The sequence below is a fragment of the Secundilactobacillus muriivasis genome (genome assembly GCF_054785195.1).
The window spans coordinates 27,287-50,615 of the sequence record NZ_BAABMI010000031.1; the positions used below are offsets into that span (position 1 = coordinate 27,287).

The window sequence follows — 23,329 nt, forward strand, 5'->3', positions numbered from 1 at the left end:
GCGTAAGAGAAATGAAAACAAAACCAAACGGTGCCCCTAAGCTGCAGCGGTCGATGACGGCCGGGCAGATGGAAATGATTTCCTTGGGTGGCGCGATTGGCGTGGGGCTCTTTATGGGGGCCACCTCGACCATTAAGTGGACGGGTCCCTCCGTCTTGTTGGCCTACATGTTTGTGGGGTTGATCCTCTACATTGTCATGCGGGCGTTGGGGGAAATGATTTACGTGAATCCGGGAACCGGGTCGTTTGCGGATTATGCGACCGAGTACGTGCATCCGTTAGCCGGGTATTTGGCGAAATGGGCGAACGTGTTTGAGTATATCGTGGTTGGCATGTCAGAAGTGGTGGCAGCGACTGCTTACCTGCACTACTGGTGGCCACATCTGAATGACTTTGCGGTGGGGTTGATCATTATCGGCTTTCTGGTGGCGGCCAACCTTGCGAGTGCCAAGGCGTACGGATCGCTGGAGTTCTGGTTTGCGATGATCAAAGTGGTGACGATCATTGCGATGATTATTCTAGGTTTATTGGTGATCCTCTTTGGTATCGGCAATGGTGGCCATCCCGTGGGCTTCGGCAATCTCTGGCAGCACGGTGGCTTCTTCACCGGTGGCGTGACGGGGTTCTTCTTCTCGATGTCGATCATCGTCGGCTCGTATCAGGGCATCGAACTCTTGGGCATCTCCGCTGGTGAAGTGGCCAATCCGCAAAAGGCGATTATCAAATCCGTGAAGTCGGTGCTCTTCCGGATTCTGATTTTCTACGTGGGTGCGATTTTCGTGATCGTGACGATCTATCCGTGGAACCAGCTCAGCAGTGTGGGGTCGCCGTTTGTATCGACCTTTGCGAAGGTTGGCATCACGGCCGCCGCATCGATCATTAACTTCGTAGTGCTGACGGCGGCGCTTTCCGGTGCGAACTCGGGAATTTATTCTTCAAGTCGGATGTTGTTTAAGCTAGCACACGAGGGCGATGCCCCCAAGATTTTCGGGCGGTTGTCCAAACGGGTGGTGCCGGATGCCGCAATTTTGGGTATTTCAGGCGGGATTCTCTTAGGCTTTATCTTGGACATCTGGGTCTCAGCCACTGGCAAATCCACCGCGGACCTCTTCGTGGTGGTGTTCAGTTCCTCCGTGCTCCCCGGAATGGTGCCGTGGTTCGTGATCCTACTCGCTGAATTACGGTTCCGCCGGCATAACGCACTGATTATGACCGACCATCCGTTCAAACTGCCACTGTACCCAGCCTCAAACTACTTTGCGCTGGTGATGTTGGTGGTCATCGTGATCTTTATGGGCATCAACCCGGATACTCGAGTTTCAGTTGGCGTTGGGGCGGCGGTCCTGATCGTGGCAACTGGCTGGTACCTGTTCCGGCACCGGCATGACCAACCTGATGCGAATGAATAGGTAAACTTTGGAGGTTAAAATGGACGACTACGTACTCTTGCTTCGCGGCGTTAACGTGGGTGGTAATCGGCGGGTTGTGATGGCTGAGCTAAAGGCACAGTTAGCGGCGGTTGGTGCAACGACCGTGGTGAGTTACATTAATAGCGGTAACTTGATTTTTAGCTATGATGGCGATGCGGCTAAGTTGGTGGCTGATGTGCTGGTCGCGCATTACGACTTTTCAATCGACCACTTAGTGTTGACGAAGGCGGCTTATTTGGATGAAATCGCGCAAGCGCCGGATTGGTGGCAGGCGGCGGATGACCGGCGGCACAACGCGTTGTTCAAGTTACCGGGGTATCAGGTTGAATTTGACGCTGATATTTTGAGTAGCTTGACCGACTTGGACCAAGCGGTGATCACCGACCACGTGATTTTCTGGTGTGCGCCACAAAAGGTGCACTATCACCAGTCGGCATTTGCGAAGATTATGGGCACGCCGTTCTACAAGCAGGTGTCGATCCGTAATCAGAACACAACGGTGAAATTGGCGAAGTTATTAAATGAACGTGACTAATCAAAAACGACTCCCGAATACGCTTCGGTGAGTCGTTTTTTGATTAGTCATTTTGAGTCAACCAATTATCCAACACGCTGATAAATTCATCATGTTGATCCAACAGCGCAAGGTGCCGGCTGTTCGCAAACAGGTGCCACTTCGCACCCGGAATGTGGTCAACCACGGACTTGGCAACCAGTGGCGTGCAAAGGTCATCGGTCCCGCTGGTCACTAAGACGGGCACGTGAATTTTATGCAGGTCATCGGTCACATTGTAGTCACTGATCGTCCCGTTTTCAGTAAATTCATTGGGGCCTTCAGCAATCAAACTAGCACGCTTACCGTTAGTTGGTCGACGGAGAGGTTCCGGTGAGTTTTCATCGGGATCGTCCCAGCAGTAGCGCTCCATGTAGCGGTCGTTGGCAGCCAGATATTTTGGCCCACTGAAATTACCGGTTCGTTCTGCTTCGGCAATGGCGGCGCGGTCTTCATAGCTGAGGTAGGAAATCAGGCGATGTTGCTCTTGCGTCCAGAGTTTGATGGAAGCCGGGGAACCGTCGATCATGACACTCTTGATGCCTTCTGGGTCAAATTGCGTCAGGTAGTACATTTCCAGCATGCCACCCCAGGATTGCCCCAGCATGTGCACTTGGTCTAAGTGGAGGTATTTGCGCAACGCAATCAGCTCTTCCGCCCAAGTTTCCTTGACGTAGATGCTTTCGTCTTCGGGGAGCGAGGACTTGCCGCAGCCCACTTGATCGTACATGATCAGCTGGCGGCCAGTTTTGGCGTAGTCGTCGATCAGTTCAAAGTAGTTGTGTGACGAACCGGGGCCGCCATGGATCAGTAGTAGCGGCGCCTTGTCTGGATTGGGTTCCCCCACGATACGGTAATAGGTCTGGTACTCGTGAAACGGCATGTAACCTTCTTGAATCTTCAAAATATAGTCGGTCCTTTCTTGATAAATTCAGTGTACCACGCTGACGGGGAGATGCTAGCGGACAATAAAAAGCACCAAGAATTCCTGGTTAAGGCGTTCTTGGTGCTAATGATCATTGATTGACTGAAACTTACCGGGCAGTCCACCCACCATCGGCCTTAATAATATCGCCGTTCACGAAGGACGATTCATCGCTGGCCAAGAAGACCGCCACGGATGCGATTTGCTCCGGCTGGCCCATTGGCGCATCCATTGAACCGGCTGCCGCAATTGCTTGACCACCCAGTGGATCCGGGTCGGTGATCGTGTTGCCAATGTTGGTTGCCACGCCACCTGGGGCAATTGCGTTACAACGGATGTTGCCAAAGGTACCGTAAGTAGCAGCGATGTTCTTGGTCAACCCAACCAAACCGTGCTTCGAAGCGGCATAGGCGGCGCCACCGCGGGCGCCATAGAGGCCACCGACTGAGGCGTTGTTGATGATGATACCACCATTTTCCTGATCTTTCATGACGTTGATGGCTTCCCGACAAGCTTGGAATGGTCCGGTTAAGTTGATGGCGATCACTTTGTCCCAGAGGTCATCGGTCACGTTGCCCACGGTTTTAAAGTTGTCCATAATACCAGCGTTATTAACTAGAATATCGAGTTGCCCGTAAGTATTTACGGCAGTTTCGATAAGTGCTTTAATATCAGCTGACTTCGACATATCAGCGACCACGCTGGTAGCTGAATGACCAGAGGCGGTAATTTCAGTAACGACCTCGTCAAGGGTGGTGGCGTTCACGTCAGCGAGCACGACTTTGGCGCCTTCGTTGGCGTAGGCGATGGCGATTGACTTGCCCATTCCCGAACCAGCACCGGTGATGATAGCGACTTTATCCAATAAACGAGTTGACATAGTGATGACCTCCTAAAAGTTAAATTGCTGTTAGCTTTATTATAAAAGGTCGGGGGAGTACGGTACAATATAGATGCTCATCAGTGAACAGCATCTGCTTAGTTAAGTATACAAATTTAATAAATGATGATTATTTTAGGGACGTGATTGTAGTGAATGATCAAGACTTGCGAGTACGAAAAACCAAGCGGGTATTGCAACAAACGCTTCAAACGGCACTGTTACGAGAACCCTTTTCGAAAGTGACGGTGAAGGCGCTTTGTGAAACGGCGTTGGTGAATCGGGCGACGTTTTATAAGCACTACCACGATAAGGCGGATCTGTTGTACGACGTATTTAAAGAATTGACGGCAGACAGTGATCAGATTTCAGTAGCGGAATTGATTCGCCAGCCGTTCTCGGTATTTCCGAAGGTGGTCAAGGCACCGCTATCGGCTATCAACGAGAAGCAAACGGATGATGCCAGCTTCCAGTGGGTGTTTCGGCAGTATTTTTATAACTACTACATGGAGTGCTTTCAGGATGTGACGTTTAAGTCGGATGTGCCTAAAGCGTTGCTGTCGTATACGTTGGTGAATAACGGGTTTAGTTTCTTTGAGTGGCAGCGTGATTTTCAGTTGGATGTGGATGAGGCCAAGATGAATGCGTACTTTCAGGAGTTGTTTAATGTGGATGCGTTGGAGGTTGAGGAGTGAGAGCGGGACAAAACTCGGTTAGGTCCCAGAATATAAGAGAACGGACGCGTGGATTTCTGGTTTTGAAATCTACGCGTCCGTTCTCTTATATGGCCGGGACCTGAGTTTTATCCCGCGTTTAGACTAGATAACAGTCTTGAAATTCAATAAAATTTTTAACTTAATTTGAGTTAAGAAGTCAGTTCGATACTTACCAATATAGACTTTTTTGGTTTGTTGAGAGGGTGTGGCGACGAGCGATGCTGTGATGTTGATTTCGGCGTTTTTTGTAACTATCATTTTCCGAATAATCGGGATAATTGCTAAGTTTGGCGGCAGGGTGTTTTTAGGCGACTGCGCCGAAATGCGCTGCACAAGGCAGAAGGTTATGTATAAGGGCGCGTCAGCAAAACTGCCAAAAACCAGCAGTTTCGCTGACACGCCCTTATACGCCACCTTCTAAACGCCTTGCTTCGCGCTCTATGCGTCCATTCGAATAATCACCGGATCCTGCGTCAAAAAGTCACCAACGCCGGCTAAGAATTTTTGGAAATGTTCGGTACCGTTGTGTGATTCCACAGCATCGGCATCGCGCCAATGTTCGATGATTTCGTAGTCGGTATCGCTATCGCTATCGACCTTCTTGAAGTGGTCGTAGCTGACGTTACCGGCTTCGGCTCTTGAACCCTTGACCAATTCTGCGATGAAGCTTTCGTAAGCAGCTTGCTTACCTGGGATAACGGCTAATTCTACGTTGATGACTTTCATGACGACACGTCCTTTTCTGTTTGAGTTGAGGAGGGGTGAGTGATTCTCAGCCAATTCTCATTAGAGTTATCTTAGTCTATTTAAGCAGTGATTACTAGCGTCATTGCCCAGTCGTGACTAGTCTAAATCAAGAATTGTGATGAGATTTCCCTAAATTTCTAATTCGTTTCCAACGCCTTTATCGTTTCCGACCGGTATAATGTTTTTGAATTATGTAACGGGTCGTTGAATTGACGCCCAGCACCTGGCACTAGGGTTACGCAAACGCAATCAGTAGTGCCGCTGGGCGGAGATAAGGAGAAGTGATATGGAAACTCAGAAACTTAGCACCAAAAACCTGATCTTCATCGGTATGATGTTGTTCGGGATGTTCTTTGGCGCCGGCAACTTGATTTTTCCGGTGTTCGTGGGGCAACAGGCGGGGACCCAGTTTTGGCCAGCGTTGATTGGCTTTTTGGTCTCTGGGGTTGGTCTGCCATTATTGGGAGTCGCAGCCATTGGGGTCACCAAAACGGATGGCGTGTTCACGTTAGCCCAGAAAGTTGGGCGGCTATACGCTTACTGCTTTACTATTCTGCTGTATATGTGTATTGGGCCATTATTCGCACTACCCCGGTTGGCTTCAATTTCGTTTGAAGTTGGTTTGAGTCCGTTTATCAGTTCAGCGCATCAAAGTAGCAGCTTACTGATCTATTCAGTTGCTTTCTTCCTAATTGCTTGGCTGTTTGCGCGGAAGCCAAGCCAAATCATGGTATACGTGGGTAAGGTGCTCACACCGGCTTTCTTAGTATTGCTGGCCATTTTATTGGTGATGGTCATCATCAAACCGATGGGTAGCGGGCAAGCGGCAGTTGGCGATTACGCCAGTGTGCCATTAGTAGCGGGCTTTACGGCCGGTTATTCCACGATGGATGCGTTAGCCGCGTTGGCATTTGGTATCATCGTGGTCAATGCACTTAAGGGCCTCGGCGTTACACAACCGGGACAAATTGCGAAGGATACGATTCGGGCTGGGAGTCTTGCAGTAGCGCTGATGGCGATTATTTACGGTCTGTTAGCACTGCTAGGGCGAAATGCGCTCGGCACGTTCTCACGGGCAGCGAATGGTGGCCCAATTCTCGCCAACGTGGCCCATGCCTACTTTGGTAGTTTTGGGAACGTCCTGTTGATGGTGTTAGTCATCCTAGCCTGTTTAAAGACTGCTATCGGCCTGATTACAGCGTTCGGTGATACTTTCAAGGAACTCTTCCCCAAGGTGCCTTACGCGGTGTTGATTGCGTTAGCGAGCGCCGTACCGTTGATCTTCGCCAATGTTGGCTTAGATCGGCTATTGTTGTTCTCAACGCCAATTTTGTACTTCATTTATCCGTTAGCGATTACGTTGATCCTATTAGGGTTACTAACGCCAGTTCTGGGCGAATCGCGCTGGCTGTTCGGAACGGTGACGCTGTTTACAGTAATTCCAGCGTTGTTGGATGGGCTAAATGCGTTGCCGGCTAACCTACACACTGGTGTTGTCGCGGCAACGTTGAAGCTGGGCGAGTGGTTACCGGGCTTCAGTATCGGTTTAGGTTGGACAGTGCCGGCCGTTATCGGCGTGGTTGTTGGTTGGCTGTTAGCTAAGACGATGACCCAATCGGCAACGGTGTCGTAATTGAACATGGACGTAAAAACGGGCTGGAAAAAGTCCATATTGGTAAGTATCGAACTAATCTTTTAACTCAAAGTTAGTTGATAATTTTATTTAATTTCGAAACTGTTATCTAGCCTAAACGCGACCTCAAAAGCAGCCTCCGGCCATATAAGCAACGTAAAACAGGTACGACCAGAAACCAGTCGTACCTGCTTTACGTTGCTTATATTCTGGAGGCTAACCGCTTTTTGGTCCGCTCTCGTAAAAAAACGCTTCTCGATTACTCGAGAGGCGTTTTTTTGAGTCGAATTTAAAGTTTGTTTAGTAACCCCAGGCGCTTAAACCTTGAGTGTTGTACAAGCTAACGGCTGCGTCAATTTGAGTTTGAACATCGCCGCCGCTGATGTGCATGTTTTGGAATAACCCGTAGGCGCCACTAGTGCTGTTCACAACACCAGATTGCCAGTTTGATTCACGGGTGATGATGGCGTTCCAAGTTGAAGCAGAAACGCCGGTTCTAGCAGCCATTTGGCTTAATACGGCACTTTGTGAGCTGCTGCCGTAGCTTGAGCTGTTTGAAGTGGTCGTGTTGCTAGTGGTGTTTGATTGCGTTGACGTTGCTGGTTGGCTGTAAGTTGAAGTTGCAGCCTGGTTTGATGACGTAGTGGCTGCCGCATTGTTAGTAGCGGTAGTCGTACTAGTTGTGCTAGTCGTTGAGCCATCAGGAATCGTCAACTTTTCGCCAGCGATGATCAAGTGGTTGTTGATGTTGTTAGCAGTTTCGATAGCGTTGATCGTGGTGTTGAAGTTTTGCGAAATCGCCCAAACTGAGTCGCCTGACTTAACAGTGTAGGTCGTAGATGCACTTGCGCTAGTGCCGGCAAAGTACAAGCCTAAAGCTGCTGCGGAAGTGGCTAAGATAGTCGTTACTAATTTATTCAAGAATATACACTCCTATTATTTAGAACCAAATCGGTCTCTTCAATGTGTCGATCAATATCAATCAACACGACACAGTCTACAGGCGGGGTGTTACCCTCGAATGTCAGTGACCTTAAGAACGTGCGTCAGACTATGACAATATTTCAAAATCCTGTAATTTTTGTAACATTGCCAAATTCAGGTCTAAAACCGGAGAAAGTGGTTGATAGCACTATCGAAAACGGTTAATTATGGGTAAAAGTGTATCGTACTATATTAAATATGTTACTGATTATCATTTTTTAGTGATGTGGTGTTCGGGGTAGTGTGCGGAGTGAGACGGGTTGAGAGCAGTGTGCAAGGCACCATTGGTGAAGGCGCCTGGGTCTGGCGGGTTTACCAATGGTGCCTTGCATGCAGCTCTCAGTCTCGCGGAGCACTATTCGGCGTGGTGGCCAGAAAGGACGTGGTTGACAAATACCTGAAACCTCAGGAACCCTAGAAAGAATAAGTTTAGGTGGCGCCGAATTTCGTTGCCTGAAAGTTCGAGCGTCTTGCTGATTTGTAATGGCAATAGTCAAGGCAGTACTTGGCGGTGCGTACCGCGACGGTAATCTGCAGCAGGTTGCCAACGACTTAGGCCGGATGACCCATGAATGATTTGCGTTAGTTTCACTTTTGACACCAATACCACATCCGGCGTGGGGACTAGTTACTCGTCCCCGCGCTTTGTGCTAATATATAAACTATAAGTGACAGTTTGTGAAAAACGTTTTTGAAAAAACGGAGTCTGTGGTGCGGGCGTAATTCAAACCTGCATTCTGACTTGTAGATGTACTGGAGTGAAGCAGTTTATGGTTGTAACCGGGAATATTATGACATATTTATTGACGCTGAGCAGCAGCTTGTTGGTGATGGTCGGCGCAATTTCGTTTCTTTACTGGTTGAATTCCAGTACGGCAACCCCGTTTGTTGTCGCGCATAACCGAATGCTGACGTACATCGCTGGGTGCGTGTTTCTGGCCTTTCTAATCGCGCAGATTTGGCGCGACCCGGGCGCAGGACCATATCTGGTCATGTTGATCGTCACGCTGTACATGGTCAATCTGCAGCAGGGGATTCGTTGGCCGGCGCTGTTCGACGCAGTGTTGATCGTGGTGCTTTATCTTTGGCTCGGCGCGCGGGTGTCGGTTTTTTCTGCGGTTGGTCTGGTGCTTGCGGTCGTGCTGCTCTTTTTAACGCAGCGGTTCGCACGGCAAATGACGCAACACCTCATTGTGACTATCATTGCGCTGGTTGTATTTGGTATGGCGGTGCTGGTTAGTTATCTCAATGTGGCTGAAACCGACTCGCTGTTCTGGGTACAACAACTGGTTACACTGGTGGTGCTTGGCACTTTGTCTTTGACCTTCGATGAGCTCATGCGCGCAACTCGGCAACGGACGGATAAGCTGCACTCGCTGAGTACGATTGACGAGCTAACCGGCGTGCACAACTTCGGCACGTTCAATAAGGAACTTGACCAACTATTTGCTCAATTTCAAAAGGACGGTAAACAGTATTCCGTTTTTGAAGGCGACCTTGATCACTTCAAACACATCAACGACACGTACGGCCATCCGGCGGGGAACGTGGTCTTGCGGCAACTGGCTCTGGAACTCGATTCATTCGCTGTGACCTTACCGTTTCCCGCGACCGCATACCGGCTGGGCGGCGAGGAGTTTGCTATTATCGCCCACACGCAGTTGACCTATGAACAGGCAATGGCGATTGGTGAACGGTTTCTGTATTTGCTTACGTTGGTACGATTCCCGGATGCTGATCCGAACCTGACCATCACGTGCTCGATTGGGCAGGCGCGTGTGGAGGCTGGCGATTACAGCGCCAATGACGTGTACAAGAAGGCCGACCGTAACCTGTACGCCGCCAAGCAGAGCGGACGTAACTGTGTGCGGGCGCAGGGGGATGCGGCAACCGAGTAACGAAAATTAAGCTTAAATACTAATAAAGGCACCACGGACGTTTACGGTCCGTGGTGCCTTTATTGGTGTTGGGTTAGGTGTTCCTTCTTAAGCATGTTTGGTTTTCAACATTTTTTTCAATTAATTATTTAGATTCCAATGCTTTGCGTGCCGCTCTCGCTTTCGCCGCATCCCGGTTCTTCTTCAAAACGTGCCACTGTGGTCGGCCAATGAAGATGCCAAATGGTGGGACTTTATAACAGAAGAGTGCGATGAGGAACGAAATCGCTAGCGCGAAGGCGTAGCCAACGGGAATGAGTAGTAGAAAGCCCCAATCAGGCAGGCTGAAGTGGCTGACGATTCGGGTCAAAATGTTGAGCCCCAGCGTTTGGTCCAGGTAGATCCCGAAACTGATAGTTGCGCCAGTTTTGATGAAGGCTTCAAACCACGACCAGATGCCGTGTTCACGCCAGTACGCATAGCATTTACCAATCCAAAAGACGAAGATGATCATCAACGTATCGTAAACCAGCATGTAGGGTTGGTGAGGCGATAAGGCTGCGGCGCTGCTGAAGCCCATGACCTTGGTGTCCCAAGTGTAGTAGAGCACCGTTCCCAGCCCCATCGCAATGGTGAACGTGGCGATGAGTTTAATGTGGCGCTGGATAAACGCCCACATGTCGTTGTAGTGCAACATGGTGTACGTCCCGAAGATGAAGAAGAACTGGTAGGTGAAGACGTTGACCCCGTAGGATTGGAACCACCAGAGCCAGTGGGTTTTGTCGATGTGCGGATAGACGTATTTGATCACAAACATCAAGATCATCTGAATCGCAAAACTAATGCCAAGAATCCAGTTGTGGTAGTTATACAGCCGTTTGAATAGCGTGACGATCAACGGATAGATGATGTATAACTGCAGGGTGATCAGGATATAGTAGAGGTAGAAGCGATCACCGTGGATGATGGCATCGAAGTAGGTTTGGCTGAAAACCGAGATATTGGCCAAGTGGGGATCAGAGAAGACCATCATGGCTAATAATAGAAAGAAGTTCCACAACAGGTACGGCCAACCGGAACCGGCGAACCGCTTTTTGAAGAAGGTTGGCCAGTCGTTTCGGTTGTAGTAACTCAACGTCAGCACGAGGCCGGTCATGAACATGAAGCCCATTCGGGTAAAGTGCAACATCAAGTGGGTCGACAGCAGGGCCAGATGTTCCCAGCCGGTCGAACTCATCTCGTGAAGAAAAACGGTGGTGGAATGGTTTAATAACACCCCGAAAATGAAGAAGATCCGCATAAAGTCGACCTCATAAAGGTGTCGACGCTTCTTTTTTTGCGCTTGAACAGCTTGAGCTTGCAACGTGTGTCACTCCGATCTTTAGTTGACTATCAATAATGTGTTAATGATTTAAAAATTGCTGAAACGATAACCTATCAAGGCTACCAATGGTAACTTAAAGTGAGCTTAAAACGGGCGTAGCCGTCAAGGCCCTTAACTGACCATGCGGCTAACATGATAACAAAGATTACAGCGAGAAACTAGTCCTAACTCACAGCGGATTTTCAGATTGCGTGTTGAAATGTATCAAAAGCTGCGTTAACCGGTTCCGAAGTTCCGAAATTTGAGCCTTCGTGAAGTAGGCAACCCCCAGTCGGATGTGATTCTGGTGGGCCCCAAACAAGAAGTCGGGGCGAACGAGCACTTGGTGCGTTAAAAACTGGTCGTAGTCTGCGGCGGTGAGCGACCGATTAACGTTTAACTGCACCCAAAAGCTGCTGCCATCAACGGTTGGCTGCTGGTACGTTAAGCGACCATTATCGGCTAGTGGTTGGAGCGCTGTATGGAGCCACTGCGCGCGTTGACGCAACTGCGCGGTCTGCCGGTTGACCTGATCGGCGAGGTCGGGTTGGGCGAGGAACTGAGTGGCGATAATTTGAGGAAAAATACTCATGCCGGCCTCCATTTGCTGGCGAATATCGGCTAAGCGCGTTACCAAGGAAGCAGGCGCCAGCAACCAGCCGATCCGAGTATGACTGCCAACAAGGGACGATAGCGAACCAACGTAAAGCACATTATTAGGGTCCAGCGCCTTCAGTGGCACGATCGACGACGTTGGGTTAAGCGCGTTGCTAATACCAAAGGGGTCGTCCTCCACGATTGGCAGTTTTAGTTGCTGACAGACTTTGATCAGTGCCCGGCGCTTAGCAAGGGGCATCGCCATCCCGGTTGGATTTTGACCATTGGGGTTCACGAATAAAAAGCGAAAGTGGTGTTTATAGTAGGCCTTTTGCAACGCCACGAGGTCAAGGCTACCGTCTGGTTGGAGTGGAATGCCAAATACCCGGATGCCGGCCACTTGAAAGAGCGCCAGTTGGTAGAAGTAGGAGGGCTTTTCAATCGCAATTGCGTCCCCGTAAGATAGGAGGCCTTGCGTGATGAGGTAAAAGGCTTGTTGGGCGCCTGAAGTGATGAGAATTTGATCGGGTTGAATAGCTTGCTGGAGCAGGGGAGTTAGGTGCTGAACGAGTTGCTGTTTGAGGACTGTTGCGCCACTTAAATTAACGCTGGTTTCTTGGTCGATCAGCTGTTCAGCGGAAACGTGATTGAGTGAAATTGGCAAAGCCAGCTCTGGGGAGATGTTAAAGTGGGCCAGATTGATGACGTCAGGTTCGGTTTCCATTGCCCGTAAGCGAGTTAGGTAATTAGCGGGATCGCCGAACCGGTTCGTGGATAGGTAGTTCTGCCAGTTCACGTTTTCGGGGAGCACGCCCCACTTGTCGGTGCTGACCCAGGTGCCGCTACCGACCTTGCGAACGAGGAGCCCGTTACTGACCAGTTCGTTGAGGGCGTGCTGAATCGTTGAGCGGTTCACCACGAGTTTTTCGGCCAATTGCCGTTCAGCGGGAAGCTTTTCGCCGGGAAGCAGGGCGCCGGTTTCAATGGCGTGGGTGATCAGCGCGATGACGCGTAAGTAGAGTGATTGGTGGGTTGCGGGTAATTGCCAGTTCATGCCGGCCATCCTTTCTAAAATTGGGTGGTAAAAATACCAACCAATTGGTGGTTTTTATTATCTGTCTTCCAGCCTAACATAAACTTAAAATTTAAGCGCTGGAGGGATTCAATTATGACAGAAACTGGAACAACAACTGTAAAACGTGGTATGGCACAAATGCAAAAGGGTGGCGTCATTATGGACGTTGCCAATGTTGAACAGGCCAAGGTGGCGGAAGCAGCCGGCGCCGTTGCCGTGATGGCCCTTGAACGGGTGCCATCAGATATTCGCGCCGCTGGCGGGGTTGCCAGAATGTCTGATCCAGCGATGATCAAGTCGATCATGGATGCTGTGACGATTCCCGTGATGGCTAAGGTTCGGATCGGTCACATTGCTGAAGCCCGCATCTTGGAGGCCATCGGCGTTGATTACATCGACGAAAGTGAAGTTTTGACCCCAGCCGATGACCAGTACCACATTAAAAAAGACGATTACACGGTGCCGTTTGTTTGCGGCTGCCGCAACCTTGGTGAAGCCCTTCGGCGAATCGGTGAGGGTGCCTCAATGTTACGGACGAAGGGGGAACCCGGGACCGGCAACATCATTGAAGCGGTTCGGCACATGGAAAAGGTCAATCAACAAATCAGCCACGTGGTTGGGGCTACGGATGCCCAGTTGATGACGATTGCGCGGGATTTGCGGGCGCCTTACGACTTGGTAAAGGAAGTTCATGACACTGGAAAGTTGCCCGTGGTTAACTTTGCGGCCGGTGGCGTTTCAACCCCAGCGGATGCCGCGTTGATGATGAACTTGGGCGCCGATGGTATCTTCGTTGGGTCAGGGATCTTTAAGTCTGAGAACCCAGCGAAGTTTGCGAAGGCCATTGTGACCGCAACGGCGCACCCAACCGATTATGCGTTGATTGCGAAAGTATCGGAGAATCTCGGTAACCCAATGAAGGGGATCGAAATCTCAACGTTGACGGATGACCAAAAGATGGCCGATCGCGGGATCTAGTAAGGGGATGACAACATGGAAATAGGCGTATTAGCGTTACAGGGCGCTGTTAGTGAGCACCTGGCGCAACTGCAACAGTGTGGCGTAACGGGCCGACCAGTAAAAACGCCGGCTGATTTGGCCGGGTTAGACGGGCTAGTGTTGCCAGGTGGCGAAAGCACTACGATTCGGAAGTTACTGGTGCGCGAAAACCTGTTGGCCCCACTACAAGAACTCGTTAAGCAGGGGTTCCCGATTTTCGGGACCTGTGCCGGACTAGTTTTATTGGCCCAACCAGAATCGTTAAATGGAATTAAAGGCACCATGATCCGCAACGGGTTTGGTCGCCAACGAGAAAGTTTTGAAGCCGACATTAACGTGGCGGGTTGGTCAAAACCATTTCATGGCGTTTTCATAAGAGCACCATACTTTGAAACTGTTGGTGATGCTGCCAAACCATTGGCAACGTTGCCGGATGGTCGGATTGTTGCCGCGGTTCAGGGTAATATCTTAGTGACCGCGTTCCACCCAGAACTGACGGCGGATCACCGGTTCCACCAGTACTTTATTGACCAATTGGTTAAGACAGCTAGTTAAGGATTTTATTTTGAAAACACCCACTGAATTCTTATCGAACCGGTGGGTGTTTTTTTTAGGCTTAATTTCGCGTCACGTCACGGTTAAACGAATTTTTGAAATCGCTTGAAATATATAATCAGTAGCGTATATTAAAGGGTAGACATGATATATACGACCGGTTTAGTCGGGATGACGACCGGATAGGCGTTACCGCTAAGGAGCACACGAGATGTACTATGAATTTCAATTTGGTAATCTCTTCCTGATACTGGGCGTCATTGCCCTTTCAAAGTGGCTGGAAGATAAGTTAATATCGCAACACACCCGTCAGTGGCTAACGGATACAGTATTGGCAAGCTTTCTCTTTGCGATGCTGCTCTTTTTGCACACTGAAGTCGTGACCTTTAAAAATATTGGGTCGGGCGCCTATTCGTTTGATTGGACGTTTTTGAACATTCAATTGGTGCTCTACATTTTCATGGCGGTCACAGTTCGATCAGGTGTCGGTCGAGGATTCTTGATTGGCGTGGGGTTGCTATTTTACTGGGAGCGGGGCTTCTTTACGTATTGGTATTCATGGCCGACATTGATTGCGGCCTTGGCCATTGCAATGGTGATTTCGCACTTTGGTGAGCAGTTGCTTAAGCATGTTTGGCAAATTTACTTGAGTGCAGTGGTCATGTGCATCCCTGTTTGGATCGCGGTTGGGACCGCAACTGACGGTGATCAGCTTGGTGACTGGGCCGTTAACTTCGCCATCTTTAGTGGCCAGTTTATTTTAGTCAACGCCTTTAACGTTCGGTTGCGGCGAGACTATAATCGCGAACTGATGCTGACCAAGCAAGCTAATTTTGATGATTTAACCGGAATTAAGAACTTTCGGGCCTTCAATAATGATTTGAGTCAACAGTACGATGAGTTCAAGGAAACCAAGAATCAATTTATTCTAGTAATGATGGATATTGACCACTTTAAAGCCATCAATGACACTTATGGTCACTTGGTCGGCAATTCTGTCCTCAAGCAAACTGCCACGGCGCTTAATGAGTTGGCCAAAGAAGCCGATCCGGATGCCTATGCCTATCGAGTTGGTGGTGAAGAATTCGGGATTTTGCTACCAGTTAAACCCGATGATGAACTCTGGACACGACGATTGTGTCAACAGATTCAAACGAAGATTCGGCAACAGCGGTTGATGCTACCGAAAACAACGATCAACTGGACGATTTCGATTGGTTGTGATTATAGCAGTCTTAAAGATGAAGGCTGTTTGGAAATTTATCGCCGAGCGGATAAGAACCTCTATCATTCGAAGGAAAATGGTCGTGATGCGATTACGATTCAGGGGACGATGATGGAAGGTTAGTGTGCGGAGCGAGGCGGTTAGAAGGTGAAATATAAGGCGGCCCAAGTTGAACTACCGGTTTTTGGTAGTTTAGCTTGGGCCGCCTTATATGCAACCTTCTGCCTCGCGCAGCACGATTCGGCGTGGTGGCCAGAAAGCGCGTGGTTGACAAGCTCCAGTCACTTAAGGAACCCCGGAAATAACAGTTTAAGCGACGCCGAATTTCGTAGTCTGAGCGCGCCAGTTTTCATGTGGCTTTGGCAAACGAAGCGTCGACAAACAGCCAAAACTCAAGAGGCATCCCATATATCGGCCGCTAAAGAATATTTTCAACAATCTCATCTAATTTCAGAATACCACCCACTCGATTGCTGGACGAAATTCTAGTTTCAATCCAGAATAATTCTACATCTTGTATTTATGGCGAGTATTTCGACTGAGTTGACCACAATATGTAGTTGAACCCAACTGTAAAAGTCGCTATGATGGTCGTAACTGTTAATTGAGATGAGAGATGGGAGTGGATACCATGCAAGAACCAAAGACTAGGGGAATTGCGACTTTGAGCGTTGTGAAGCGCGATGGTCGGCACGTGGAATTTGATTTAGCGAAAATTGAACGGGCCATTGAACGGGCGGCCAAGTCGACGACCGCGGCGTTGACGCCGGATGATCAGCACGATATTGATGACGTGTTGGGGGCCGTTTTAACTGAAGTAACGAACCGGTTTCAGACCGATGTTAAGATTTACGAACTCCAAAACATTGTGGAGCACGAGCTGATTGAACGGCAACAGTTTGATTGGGCGAAAGCTTACATTAACTACCGGACGCAAAAGGACTTAAAGCGTAATCAAGCGACCGATATCAACTTCACGATTCAAAAGCTATTAAAAAAGGATTCAACGGTGGTCAACGAAAACGCCAATAAGGACAGCAACGTGTTCAACACGCAACGCGACCTGACAGCGGGGACGGTTGCCAAGGCGATGGGGCTGAAGATGTTGCCGCCAAAGGTTGCCAACGCGCACTTAAAGGGCGACATTCACTGGCACGACTTGGACTACCAACCATATAGTCCAATGACCAACTGTTGCTTGATCGACTTTAAGGAAATGCTGAATCATGGTTTCAAGATTGGCAACGCCGAGGTTGAACCACCACATTCGATTCAAACGGCTACGGCCCAAATGTCTCAAATTATCGCTAACGTTGCCTCTAGCCAGTATGGTGGCTGTTCAGCTGACCGGGTCGACGAATTGTTGGCACCATTTGCGATGAAGAACTACGAGAAACACTTAGCGGATGCTAAGGAATGGATCGATGGTGCCGAGCGCCAAGCTGAATTTGCGAAGGAAAAGACTAGAAAAGATATCTACGATGCGATGCAGGCGTTGGAGTATGAGATCAACACGCTTTATTCATCTCAAGGCCAAACGCCATTTACTACTCTTGGTTTTGGGCTAGGTTCAAACTGGATCGAACGTGAGATTCAAAAGTCGATTTTGAAGGTGCGAATCGGTGGCTTGGGTCAAGAAAAGCGGACAGCCATTTTCCCTAAGTTGGTCTTTTCAATTAAGCGGGGGTTGAACCTCGATCCTCAAGATCCCAATTACGACATCAAACAGTTGGCGGTGGAATGCGCGACGAAGCGGATGTACCCCGATGTATTGATGTACGACAAGTTGGTTGAACTGACCGGCTCCTTTAAAGCGCCAATGGGTTGCCGGAGTTTTCTACAGGGTTGGCAAGATGAACAAGGTAACGAAGTCAACGCTGGGCGGATGAACTTGGGCGTTGTGACGCTGAATTTGCCACGAATTGCGCTTGAATCGAAAGGTAATCAGGATCGGTTCTGGTCAATTTTAAATGAACGCTTGGCCATCTGTAAGGAAGCGCTGGTCTTTAAAGTGAACCGCGCCAAGCAAGCGACGCCTGAAAATGCACCGATTTTGTATCAATACGGGGCCTTTGGCAAGCGCTTGACTCGGGAACAGTCGGTTGACGAACTCTTCAAGAATAAACGGGCAACGGTTTCGTTGGGTTACATTGGCCTGTACGAAGTCGGGACGGTGTTCTTTGGTCCTAACTGGGAGCATAATGCTGAGGCAAAGGCCTTTACGTTGGCAGTTGTCAAAGCGCTCTACGATAACTGTGAACAGTGGAGTGACGAGTACGATTACCACTTCAGCGTTTACGCAACGCCAGCTGAAAGTTTGACGAACACCTTCTGCCAAGCCGATATTAAGAAGTTTGGTCGGATCAAAGACGTGACGGATAAGGAATACTATACGAACAGTTTCCACTACGATGTTCGGAAAGCGCCAACGCCGTTTGAAAAAATTGATTTTGAAAAGGTTTATCCGCCATACAGTTCGGGTGGGTTCATTCACTACTGCGAATACCCGAACCTGAAACAAAACCCTAAGGCGCTAGAAGCCGTGTGGGATTACGCCTACGACCGAATTGGCTACCTTGGGACTAACACGCCAATCGATCAGTGTTTTGAATGTGGCTTTAAGGGTGAATTTAAACCAACTGCCCGGGGCTTTGAATGCCCACAGTGTGGCAATCACGATCCCGCAACCTGTGATGTTGTAAAGCGGACCTGTGGCTATTTAGGCAATCCAAACCAACGGCCAATGGTTCACGGCCGCCACGTTGAAATTGCCAGTCGGGTCAAGCACATGACGTTGGGCAATGACCAAAACGATATTGCCCGGCAGTAACCAGGGGTGATGAGATGACAACGGAATCAGTTAAGTTACCACGGAATCCGGAACCCAAGGAGTGGCTGGCCAGTGAGTTGAGCGACCAACGGATTGCGAGCTATAAGCCGTTTAACTTCGTGGATGGCGAAGGGGTTCGGTGCAGCCTTTATGTGAGTGGCTGCAAGTTCAACTGCCCGGGGTGTTACAACAAAGTGGCGCAAAACTTCCACTTTGGCCAACCCTACACGCAGGAACTGGAAGATCAGATTATTGCTGACTTGAGTCAGTCTTACGTCCAAGGGCTGACTTTATTGGGTGGCGAACCGTTTTTAAATACCCAGGTTTGCTTGAAACTGTGTCGCCGAGTTCGCAAAGAGTTCGGTAATACCAAGGATATCTGGAGCTGGACCGGCTACACGTGGGACGAGCTCAAGCAGGAGTCTGAGGATAAACAAGAACTCTTGCAGTTATTGGATATCTTGGTTGATGGTCGGTTCTTACAAGCTAAGATGGACCTGACGCTTCAATTCCGTGGGAGCAGTAATCAACGAATCATTAATGTCCCAGCGTCGTTAGCAACAGGTGACGTTGTGTTGTGGGATAAGTTAATCAAATAGAACGTGGAACAAGACGGTTAGAGATCGGAGCATAAGCCCCTCTTGCCAGAAACCCCGATTTTTGGGGTTTGTGGTGAGAGGGGCTTATGTGTAGATCTCTGTCTTGTTCCGCGCGTTTCGGCGTGGTAGTTAGAAGGCACTGAGATATGGGTTTTTAGAAGGAAATCGGAACCTCAAGGGGGTACAGTTAAATCCGAGCCGAAAATAGTAGCCGGGAGCACTATTAGAAAAGCTAAGGGCTTAAAAGTCAAAATAATGCTGATAGACAAGTCAAATATTAGTGACGAAAACGGCGAATATTTGTGCAGTTTTAGTGTCATTTTGGCAAACTCGGCGGGAGGACTTTGCATTTTAAGAGTCACAAGTTACACTTAGCACAAAGAGGTGGAGACGGTGCTGCAGGTAATTTTGACGGGAATCTTATCGTTTGTGAGTTCGGATTTGGATGACATTATTGTGTTTACGTTGCTGTTTACGCAGCGCCGGAAGTACCGAACGGGACATATTATAGCGGGTCAGCTATTAGGGATTGGCAGTTTAGTGCTGATTAGCTTGCTGATCAACTACGGCCTAGGGTTAGTGGCAACGTCCATCCTGAAGTGGATTGGGATTCTGCCGATTATTTTAGGGGTTAAATACTGGTACGATTACTACTACCAAAGCAAATCCGATAACGAAAACATGCCCGAAACGGTGGTTGCCCAGCATTCAATGATTGGCAACGTGCTGGGCATCTGCTTGCTTACTATCTCAAACGGCGCGGATAATATTGGCATCTATGTGCCGTTATTCACGCAGTATAGCAACTGGGAACTTGGAGTGATCATTGCGGTTTATGGCGTGATGACCTTGGTTTGGTGTTACTTTGGTTATCGGTTGGCCAGCCTGCCAGCGTTGCAGGTGCGAATTGAGCGTTACCGGCGCTGGTTGATTCCGCTGATTTTTGTGTTGTTGGGCATCTATGTGCTGTTTAAAAACGGGGCTTTTAATTAAACGAATTTGATTGAAAAATGCGCTACTTAGACCGTTGGATGGTTTAAACAGGGCGCTTTTTTTGATTTATAGATGTTACTGAAATCACAATCAGTGAGGATGCGATGATTAGTGTTACTCGAATAATCGTTGTTAAAAAAGTAAGAAATAATGATGGGTTCATAAATGTTGATGCATCAACGTATAAGGGCTTTGTTAATGCTAGTATATGAGACTGGTTAAGCGGGGGTCAAATAAGTATTATTGTGAAACAAAGTTCAAATTTAATCAAAAATTAATTGATTTAGCAAACATCTCGTGATAATATGAGCATATTCTTTAATACGAACTTGGAGGAGACCAAAATGAACAAACAAGATTTTACCGAAATTGCCCAGAAGCACTATGATGCCATGACTGAATTGTTTGAACCACACAAGATGTTGAGTGCAATCGATGCCGGAATCGCTAAGGCCAACGAACTTGGCGTTGGGGTAACGTTCTGCATTATGAACGCCGACCGCGTGGTTCAAATGTCATACCATTTACCAAACGCTAACTTGGTAAGTGTTCAATTGGCACCTAAAAAGGCTTGGTCAGCTATCTCAATGAAGCAACCAACCAAAGAAGTTAGCTCAGAGATTCAACCAGGCGCCCCATTGTACGCAATGGAAACCATGTTGGATGGCGACTTAGTATCCTTCGCTGGTGGGATTCCATTGGTATTCGGCGAACAAATCGTTGGTGCAATCGGTGTCAGCGGTGGGTTGGTTGAAGAAGACCAAGCGATCTGTGAAGCGACTGTGGCTAAGTTTATGGAATTAAGTGACTAGAGCGCAAAACGAAGCGCTTTGAGCGTGGAGTATAAGAAGAGCCAAGCAGTATTGCCCGGGTTTGGGGCAATACTGCTTGGCTCTTCTTATATGCAACGCTCAGCTTCGTTTTGCGCGTTTCGGCGTGGTGGCCAGAAGGGAGTTAAGCAACCAAACTTCACTTAGGTAACCAGAATCCCAAGAATTATCAGCTCAAATCAAGCCGAAAACAACGTAGTCGAAAAGCGCGTCGCCAGCACCACAATCCACCAATAACTGCAATCAATATACACTGGATAACCAAATGAACCGCACGACACAGTACACCATTCATCGATCCTAAGCCACCACCCACAATGTGTTACACTAAACCCAACGACCAAAAAAGGAGTCTTCAACCATGCTACCCAAACTCATTGCGACAGACATTGACCACACCTTCTTAACGGATGCGGGCCACTACGATCATCAACGGTTCACCAAGATTTACCAGCAGTTAGCTGACCGAAACATTCGATTTGTGATCGCGAGTGGGAACCAGAAGTACCACCTAACGAATTTATTTCCGGACTATCCGGATTTGATTTACGTGGCGGAAAATGGTGCGTACGTGTCTGATCGAACGCAGGCGTACGCGTTGACCACGTTTAGTGATGACGTGGCTAGTGAAGTGATTTCGCGGTTAACGGCTGATTCGAAGTACCATTTTTCAATGTGTAATCCTGAAATGGCCTTTATCCGCAAAACGGAGCCGGAACCAGTTTTGGCAACTGCTCGCAAGTTCTGCGACCGGTTGACGTTGGTGGATGATCTTCAAGACTCAGCACATCACATCGTGAAGTTCACGCTAAATGCGCCCGCAGATGAGTTAGCGGCCCTGTACGATGATGTTAAGCAACTGTTAGGCCCGTTGGTGGCACCGATGACGAGTGGGCACACGAGTATTGATCTCGTTTATCCCGGCGTGAATAAGGCAACTGGCCTCCAAACGTTGGGGGATAAGTTAGGCATCAGCACCGCTGAAATGTGGGCGTTTGGCGATGACCGTAACGATGTGCCAATGTTGGCTGAAGTGGGCCGCGGGATTGCGGTTGCGAACGCCGTGCCAGCTGTTCAAGCAGTGAGCGATGATACAGCACCGGCTGCGAATGAGCAGGGTGTGCTGCAGTATTTGGAGCAGGCGTTGGCGACAGAAAAATAGGAGTTTTAACGAAAAAGACAGGCAGGGCTGGAGGGAAGTTCATATTGGTAAGCATCGAACTACTTTCTTAACTCAAAGTTAGTTAAAAATTCTAATTAATTTCAAGACTATTATCTAGTCTAAACGTGCGCCAAAACTCAGGCCTCGGCCATATAAGAGAACGGACCCGTAGATTCCAAAATCAGGAATCCACGGGTCCGTTCTCTTATATTCTGGGACCTAAACGAGTTTTGTCTCACTCTCGGCCAGTTTTTAGTTTAAATTAGTGTTAGTTCGCCGCAACATAATCATCAATTTCAGCCAAGTAAAGCGCCTTAGCTTCATCACTGATCCAAGAAGTCTCAAACGAGTTCTTAGCAAGACGGACAACTTGGTCCTTAGTGAGGTTGAACTTATCAGCAATGGCGTAGTAGTTATCACTGATGTAGCCGCCGAAGTAGGCCGGATCATCGGAGTGAATCGAAACCTTGACGTCCTTAGCCAAGAGTTCGAGGACTTCTTTGCCCTTCATTTCGGGTGACACAAAGGCGTTAGAAAGTGGGCAAGAGGTCATGCCGATGTTGTGGTTAGCAACAAAGTCGACCAGATCTGGATCTTCAACGATGTTGGTACCGTGATCGAGTCGTTCAACGCCCATGATTTCAAGGGCTTGGCGGATGTGTTCGATGGAGTCTTTTTGGTCGATGTCACAGTGGGCGGTTAAGTGTAAGCCGGCTGCGGCAGCGTCTTCGTACTGACGAGCGAATTTCAGAGGTGGGTTGTTGTGTTCATCAGAGTCGAGACCGATGCCCACGAATTTATCCTTATAAGGAAGGGCTTCTTCAAGCGTCTTGCGTGCGGACTCTTTAGAAAAGTCGCGCAGGAAGCACATGATCAGCGTGGCATCGATGTTGAGCGCCCGAGCGTCCACCGTCGCGCGGTACAAGCCGTTGATCACCGTTTCAAATGCAATGCCGCGGCTGGTATGGGCTTGTGGGTCAAAGAAAATTTCGACGTGGCGGATGTGGTTCTTAGCGGCTCGTTTTAGATAATCAAAGGCTAAGTCGTAGAAGTCCTGTTCGTGTTGCAGGACGTTCATTGCGGGGTAATAGACCGCTAAGAAGGAAGCTAAGTCATCATATTGATAGGTTGCCCGCACGTCTTCGATGGTCGATTGGCCAATGTCAACGTGGTTGCGTTTAGCTAACTTCAACTTAAGTTCGGGTTCAAGGGTGCCTTCAATGTGTAAATGCAATTCGGCTTTTGGTAATCCCTGGGTAAAGGCCGGCGTCACTTCGGTGCTCATACTGAATACCTCCAATGATATTGTTCGTTTTTTAAATTACATATTCAGTGTAACACGTAAATTAAACTAGT

Annotated in this window: 21 protein-coding genes; 13 read left to right on the forward strand and 8 right to left on the reverse strand. The window is 48.8% G+C overall.

Translation table 11 applies throughout. The annotated features are described in order from the left end of the window. Positions 1–11: 11 nt before the first annotated feature. Together ACYVR3_RS08050 and ACYVR3_RS08055 are read left to right on the forward strand one after the other, a co-directional pair. On the forward strand, positions 12–1,409 hold the full coding sequence (locus tag ACYVR3_RS08050; protein ID WP_461243830.1) for an amino acid permease: 1,398 nt from the start codon (positions 12–14) through the stop codon (positions 1,407–1,409). Positions 1,410–1,428: 19 nt separating this feature from the next. Next, positions 1,429–1,965 (forward strand): DUF1697 domain-containing protein, encoded by a 537-nt coding sequence (locus ACYVR3_RS08055; RefSeq protein WP_461243831.1) that lies wholly within the window; start codon positions 1,429–1,431, stop codon positions 1,963–1,965. A 43-nt stretch (positions 1,966–2,008) separates the two neighbouring features. Here the strand turns inward: ACYVR3_RS08055 and pepI are convergent, their stop codons facing one another. Next, a complete protein-coding gene (gene pepI, locus ACYVR3_RS08060) occupies positions 2,009–2,887 on the reverse strand; it encodes a proline iminopeptidase (RefSeq protein WP_461243832.1) in 879 nt (292 codons plus the stop codon). A gap of 130 nt (positions 2,888–3,017) precedes the next feature. Beyond that, positions 3,018–3,788 (reverse strand): SDR family oxidoreductase, encoded by a 771-nt coding sequence (locus tag ACYVR3_RS08065; protein WP_461243833.1) that lies wholly within the window; start codon positions 3,786–3,788, stop codon positions 3,018–3,020. A gap of 152 nt (positions 3,789–3,940) precedes the next feature. Between ACYVR3_RS08065 and ACYVR3_RS08070 the strand changes: the two genes are divergently transcribed. Then, on the forward strand, positions 3,941–4,483 hold the full coding sequence (locus tag ACYVR3_RS08070) for a TetR/AcrR family transcriptional regulator (RefSeq protein ID WP_461243834.1): 543 nt from the start codon (positions 3,941–3,943) through the stop codon (positions 4,481–4,483). A 123-nt stretch (positions 4,484–4,606) separates the two neighbouring features. Here the strand turns inward: ACYVR3_RS08070 and ACYVR3_RS08075 are convergent, their stop codons facing one another. Together ACYVR3_RS08075 and ACYVR3_RS08080 are read right to left on the reverse strand one after the other, a co-directional pair. Next, positions 4,607–4,903, reverse strand: coding sequence for a hypothetical protein (locus tag ACYVR3_RS08075; RefSeq protein WP_461243835.1), 297 nt, complete (start codon positions 4,901–4,903; stop codon positions 4,607–4,609). Between the two features lie 39 nt (positions 4,904–4,942). After that, the gene (locus ACYVR3_RS08080) at positions 4,943–5,230 is read right to left on the reverse strand and encodes a putative quinol monooxygenase (RefSeq protein WP_461243836.1); all 288 of its coding nucleotides are present in this window, start codon (positions 5,228–5,230) and stop codon (positions 4,943–4,945) included. Positions 5,231–5,537: 307 nt separating this feature from the next. Here ACYVR3_RS08080 and brnQ point away from each other — a divergent pair, with 307 nt between their 5' ends. Further along, entirely contained in the window at positions 5,538–6,884 is a 1,347-nt protein-coding gene (gene brnQ, locus ACYVR3_RS08085) for a branched-chain amino acid transport system II carrier protein (RefSeq protein ID WP_461243837.1), read from the forward strand. A 300-nt stretch (positions 6,885–7,184) separates the two neighbouring features. On the opposite strand, the gene ACYVR3_RS08090 is transcribed toward brnQ, so the two are convergent. Continuing rightward, entirely contained in the window at positions 7,185–7,805 is a 621-nt protein-coding gene (locus ACYVR3_RS08090) for a LysM peptidoglycan-binding domain-containing protein (protein ID WP_461243838.1), read from the reverse strand. A gap of 833 nt (positions 7,806–8,638) precedes the next feature. Here ACYVR3_RS08090 and ACYVR3_RS08095 point away from each other — a divergent pair. Then, positions 8,639–9,766, forward strand: a complete 1,128-nt coding sequence (locus ACYVR3_RS08095; RefSeq protein WP_461243839.1) for a GGDEF domain-containing protein — start codon at positions 8,639–8,641, stop codon at positions 9,764–9,766. A 124-nt stretch (positions 9,767–9,890) separates the two neighbouring features. Here ACYVR3_RS08095 and ACYVR3_RS08100 read toward each other — a convergent pair whose 3' ends face one another. Both ACYVR3_RS08100 and ACYVR3_RS08105 read right to left on the reverse strand, forming a co-directional pair. Then, positions 9,891–11,108: an acyltransferase gene (locus tag ACYVR3_RS08100; RefSeq protein WP_461243840.1), complete on the reverse strand. Its 1,218-nt coding sequence runs from the start codon at positions 11,106–11,108 to the stop codon at positions 9,891–9,893. Positions 11,109–11,298: 190 nt separating this feature from the next. After that, the gene (locus ACYVR3_RS08105) at positions 11,299–12,759 is read right to left on the reverse strand and encodes an aminotransferase-like domain-containing protein (protein WP_461243841.1); all 1,461 of its coding nucleotides are present in this window, start codon (positions 12,757–12,759) and stop codon (positions 11,299–11,301) included. Between the two features lie 114 nt (positions 12,760–12,873). Between ACYVR3_RS08105 and pdxS the strand changes: the two genes are divergently transcribed. From pdxS to ACYVR3_RS08145, 8 genes are all read left to right on the forward strand, one after another. Next, complete coding sequence (pdxS, locus tag ACYVR3_RS08110) at positions 12,874–13,758, forward strand: pyridoxal 5'-phosphate synthase lyase subunit PdxS (protein ID WP_461243842.1); 885 nt, start codon at positions 12,874–12,876, stop codon at positions 13,756–13,758. Positions 13,759–13,773: 15 nt separating this feature from the next. After that, positions 13,774–14,334, forward strand: coding sequence for a pyridoxal 5'-phosphate synthase glutaminase subunit PdxT (pdxT, locus tag ACYVR3_RS08115; RefSeq protein ID WP_461243843.1), 561 nt, complete (start codon positions 13,774–13,776; stop codon positions 14,332–14,334). Positions 14,335–14,545: 211 nt separating this feature from the next. After that, positions 14,546–15,682, forward strand: coding sequence for a GGDEF domain-containing protein (locus ACYVR3_RS08120; protein ID WP_461243844.1), 1,137 nt, complete (start codon positions 14,546–14,548; stop codon positions 15,680–15,682). A gap of 508 nt (positions 15,683–16,190) precedes the next feature. Then, positions 16,191–18,389, forward strand: coding sequence for an anaerobic ribonucleoside-triphosphate reductase (gene nrdD, locus ACYVR3_RS08125; protein WP_461243845.1), 2,199 nt, complete (start codon positions 16,191–16,193; stop codon positions 18,387–18,389). Positions 18,390–18,403: 14 nt separating this feature from the next. Further along, positions 18,404–18,988 (forward strand): anaerobic ribonucleoside-triphosphate reductase activating protein, encoded by a 585-nt coding sequence (gene nrdG, locus ACYVR3_RS08130; protein ID WP_461243846.1) that lies wholly within the window; start codon positions 18,404–18,406, stop codon positions 18,986–18,988. Positions 18,989–19,381: 393 nt separating this feature from the next. After that, the gene (locus ACYVR3_RS08135; protein WP_461243847.1) at positions 19,382–19,981 is read left to right on the forward strand and encodes a cadmium resistance transporter; all 600 of its coding nucleotides are present in this window, start codon (positions 19,382–19,384) and stop codon (positions 19,979–19,981) included. Between the two features lie 344 nt (positions 19,982–20,325). Beyond that, the gene (locus tag ACYVR3_RS08140; RefSeq protein ID WP_054732671.1) at positions 20,326–20,793 is read left to right on the forward strand and encodes a GlcG/HbpS family heme-binding protein; all 468 of its coding nucleotides are present in this window, start codon (positions 20,326–20,328) and stop codon (positions 20,791–20,793) included. Positions 20,794–21,172: 379 nt separating this feature from the next. Beyond that, entirely contained in the window at positions 21,173–21,973 is an 801-nt protein-coding gene (locus ACYVR3_RS08145; protein WP_461243848.1) for a Cof-type HAD-IIB family hydrolase, read from the forward strand. 268 nt (positions 21,974–22,241) lie between these two features. Here the strand turns inward: ACYVR3_RS08145 and add are convergent, their stop codons facing one another. Beyond that, positions 22,242–23,258, reverse strand: coding sequence for an adenosine deaminase (add, locus tag ACYVR3_RS08150; RefSeq protein WP_461243849.1), 1,017 nt, complete (start codon positions 23,256–23,258; stop codon positions 22,242–22,244). Positions 23,259–23,329 lie beyond the last annotated feature (71 nt).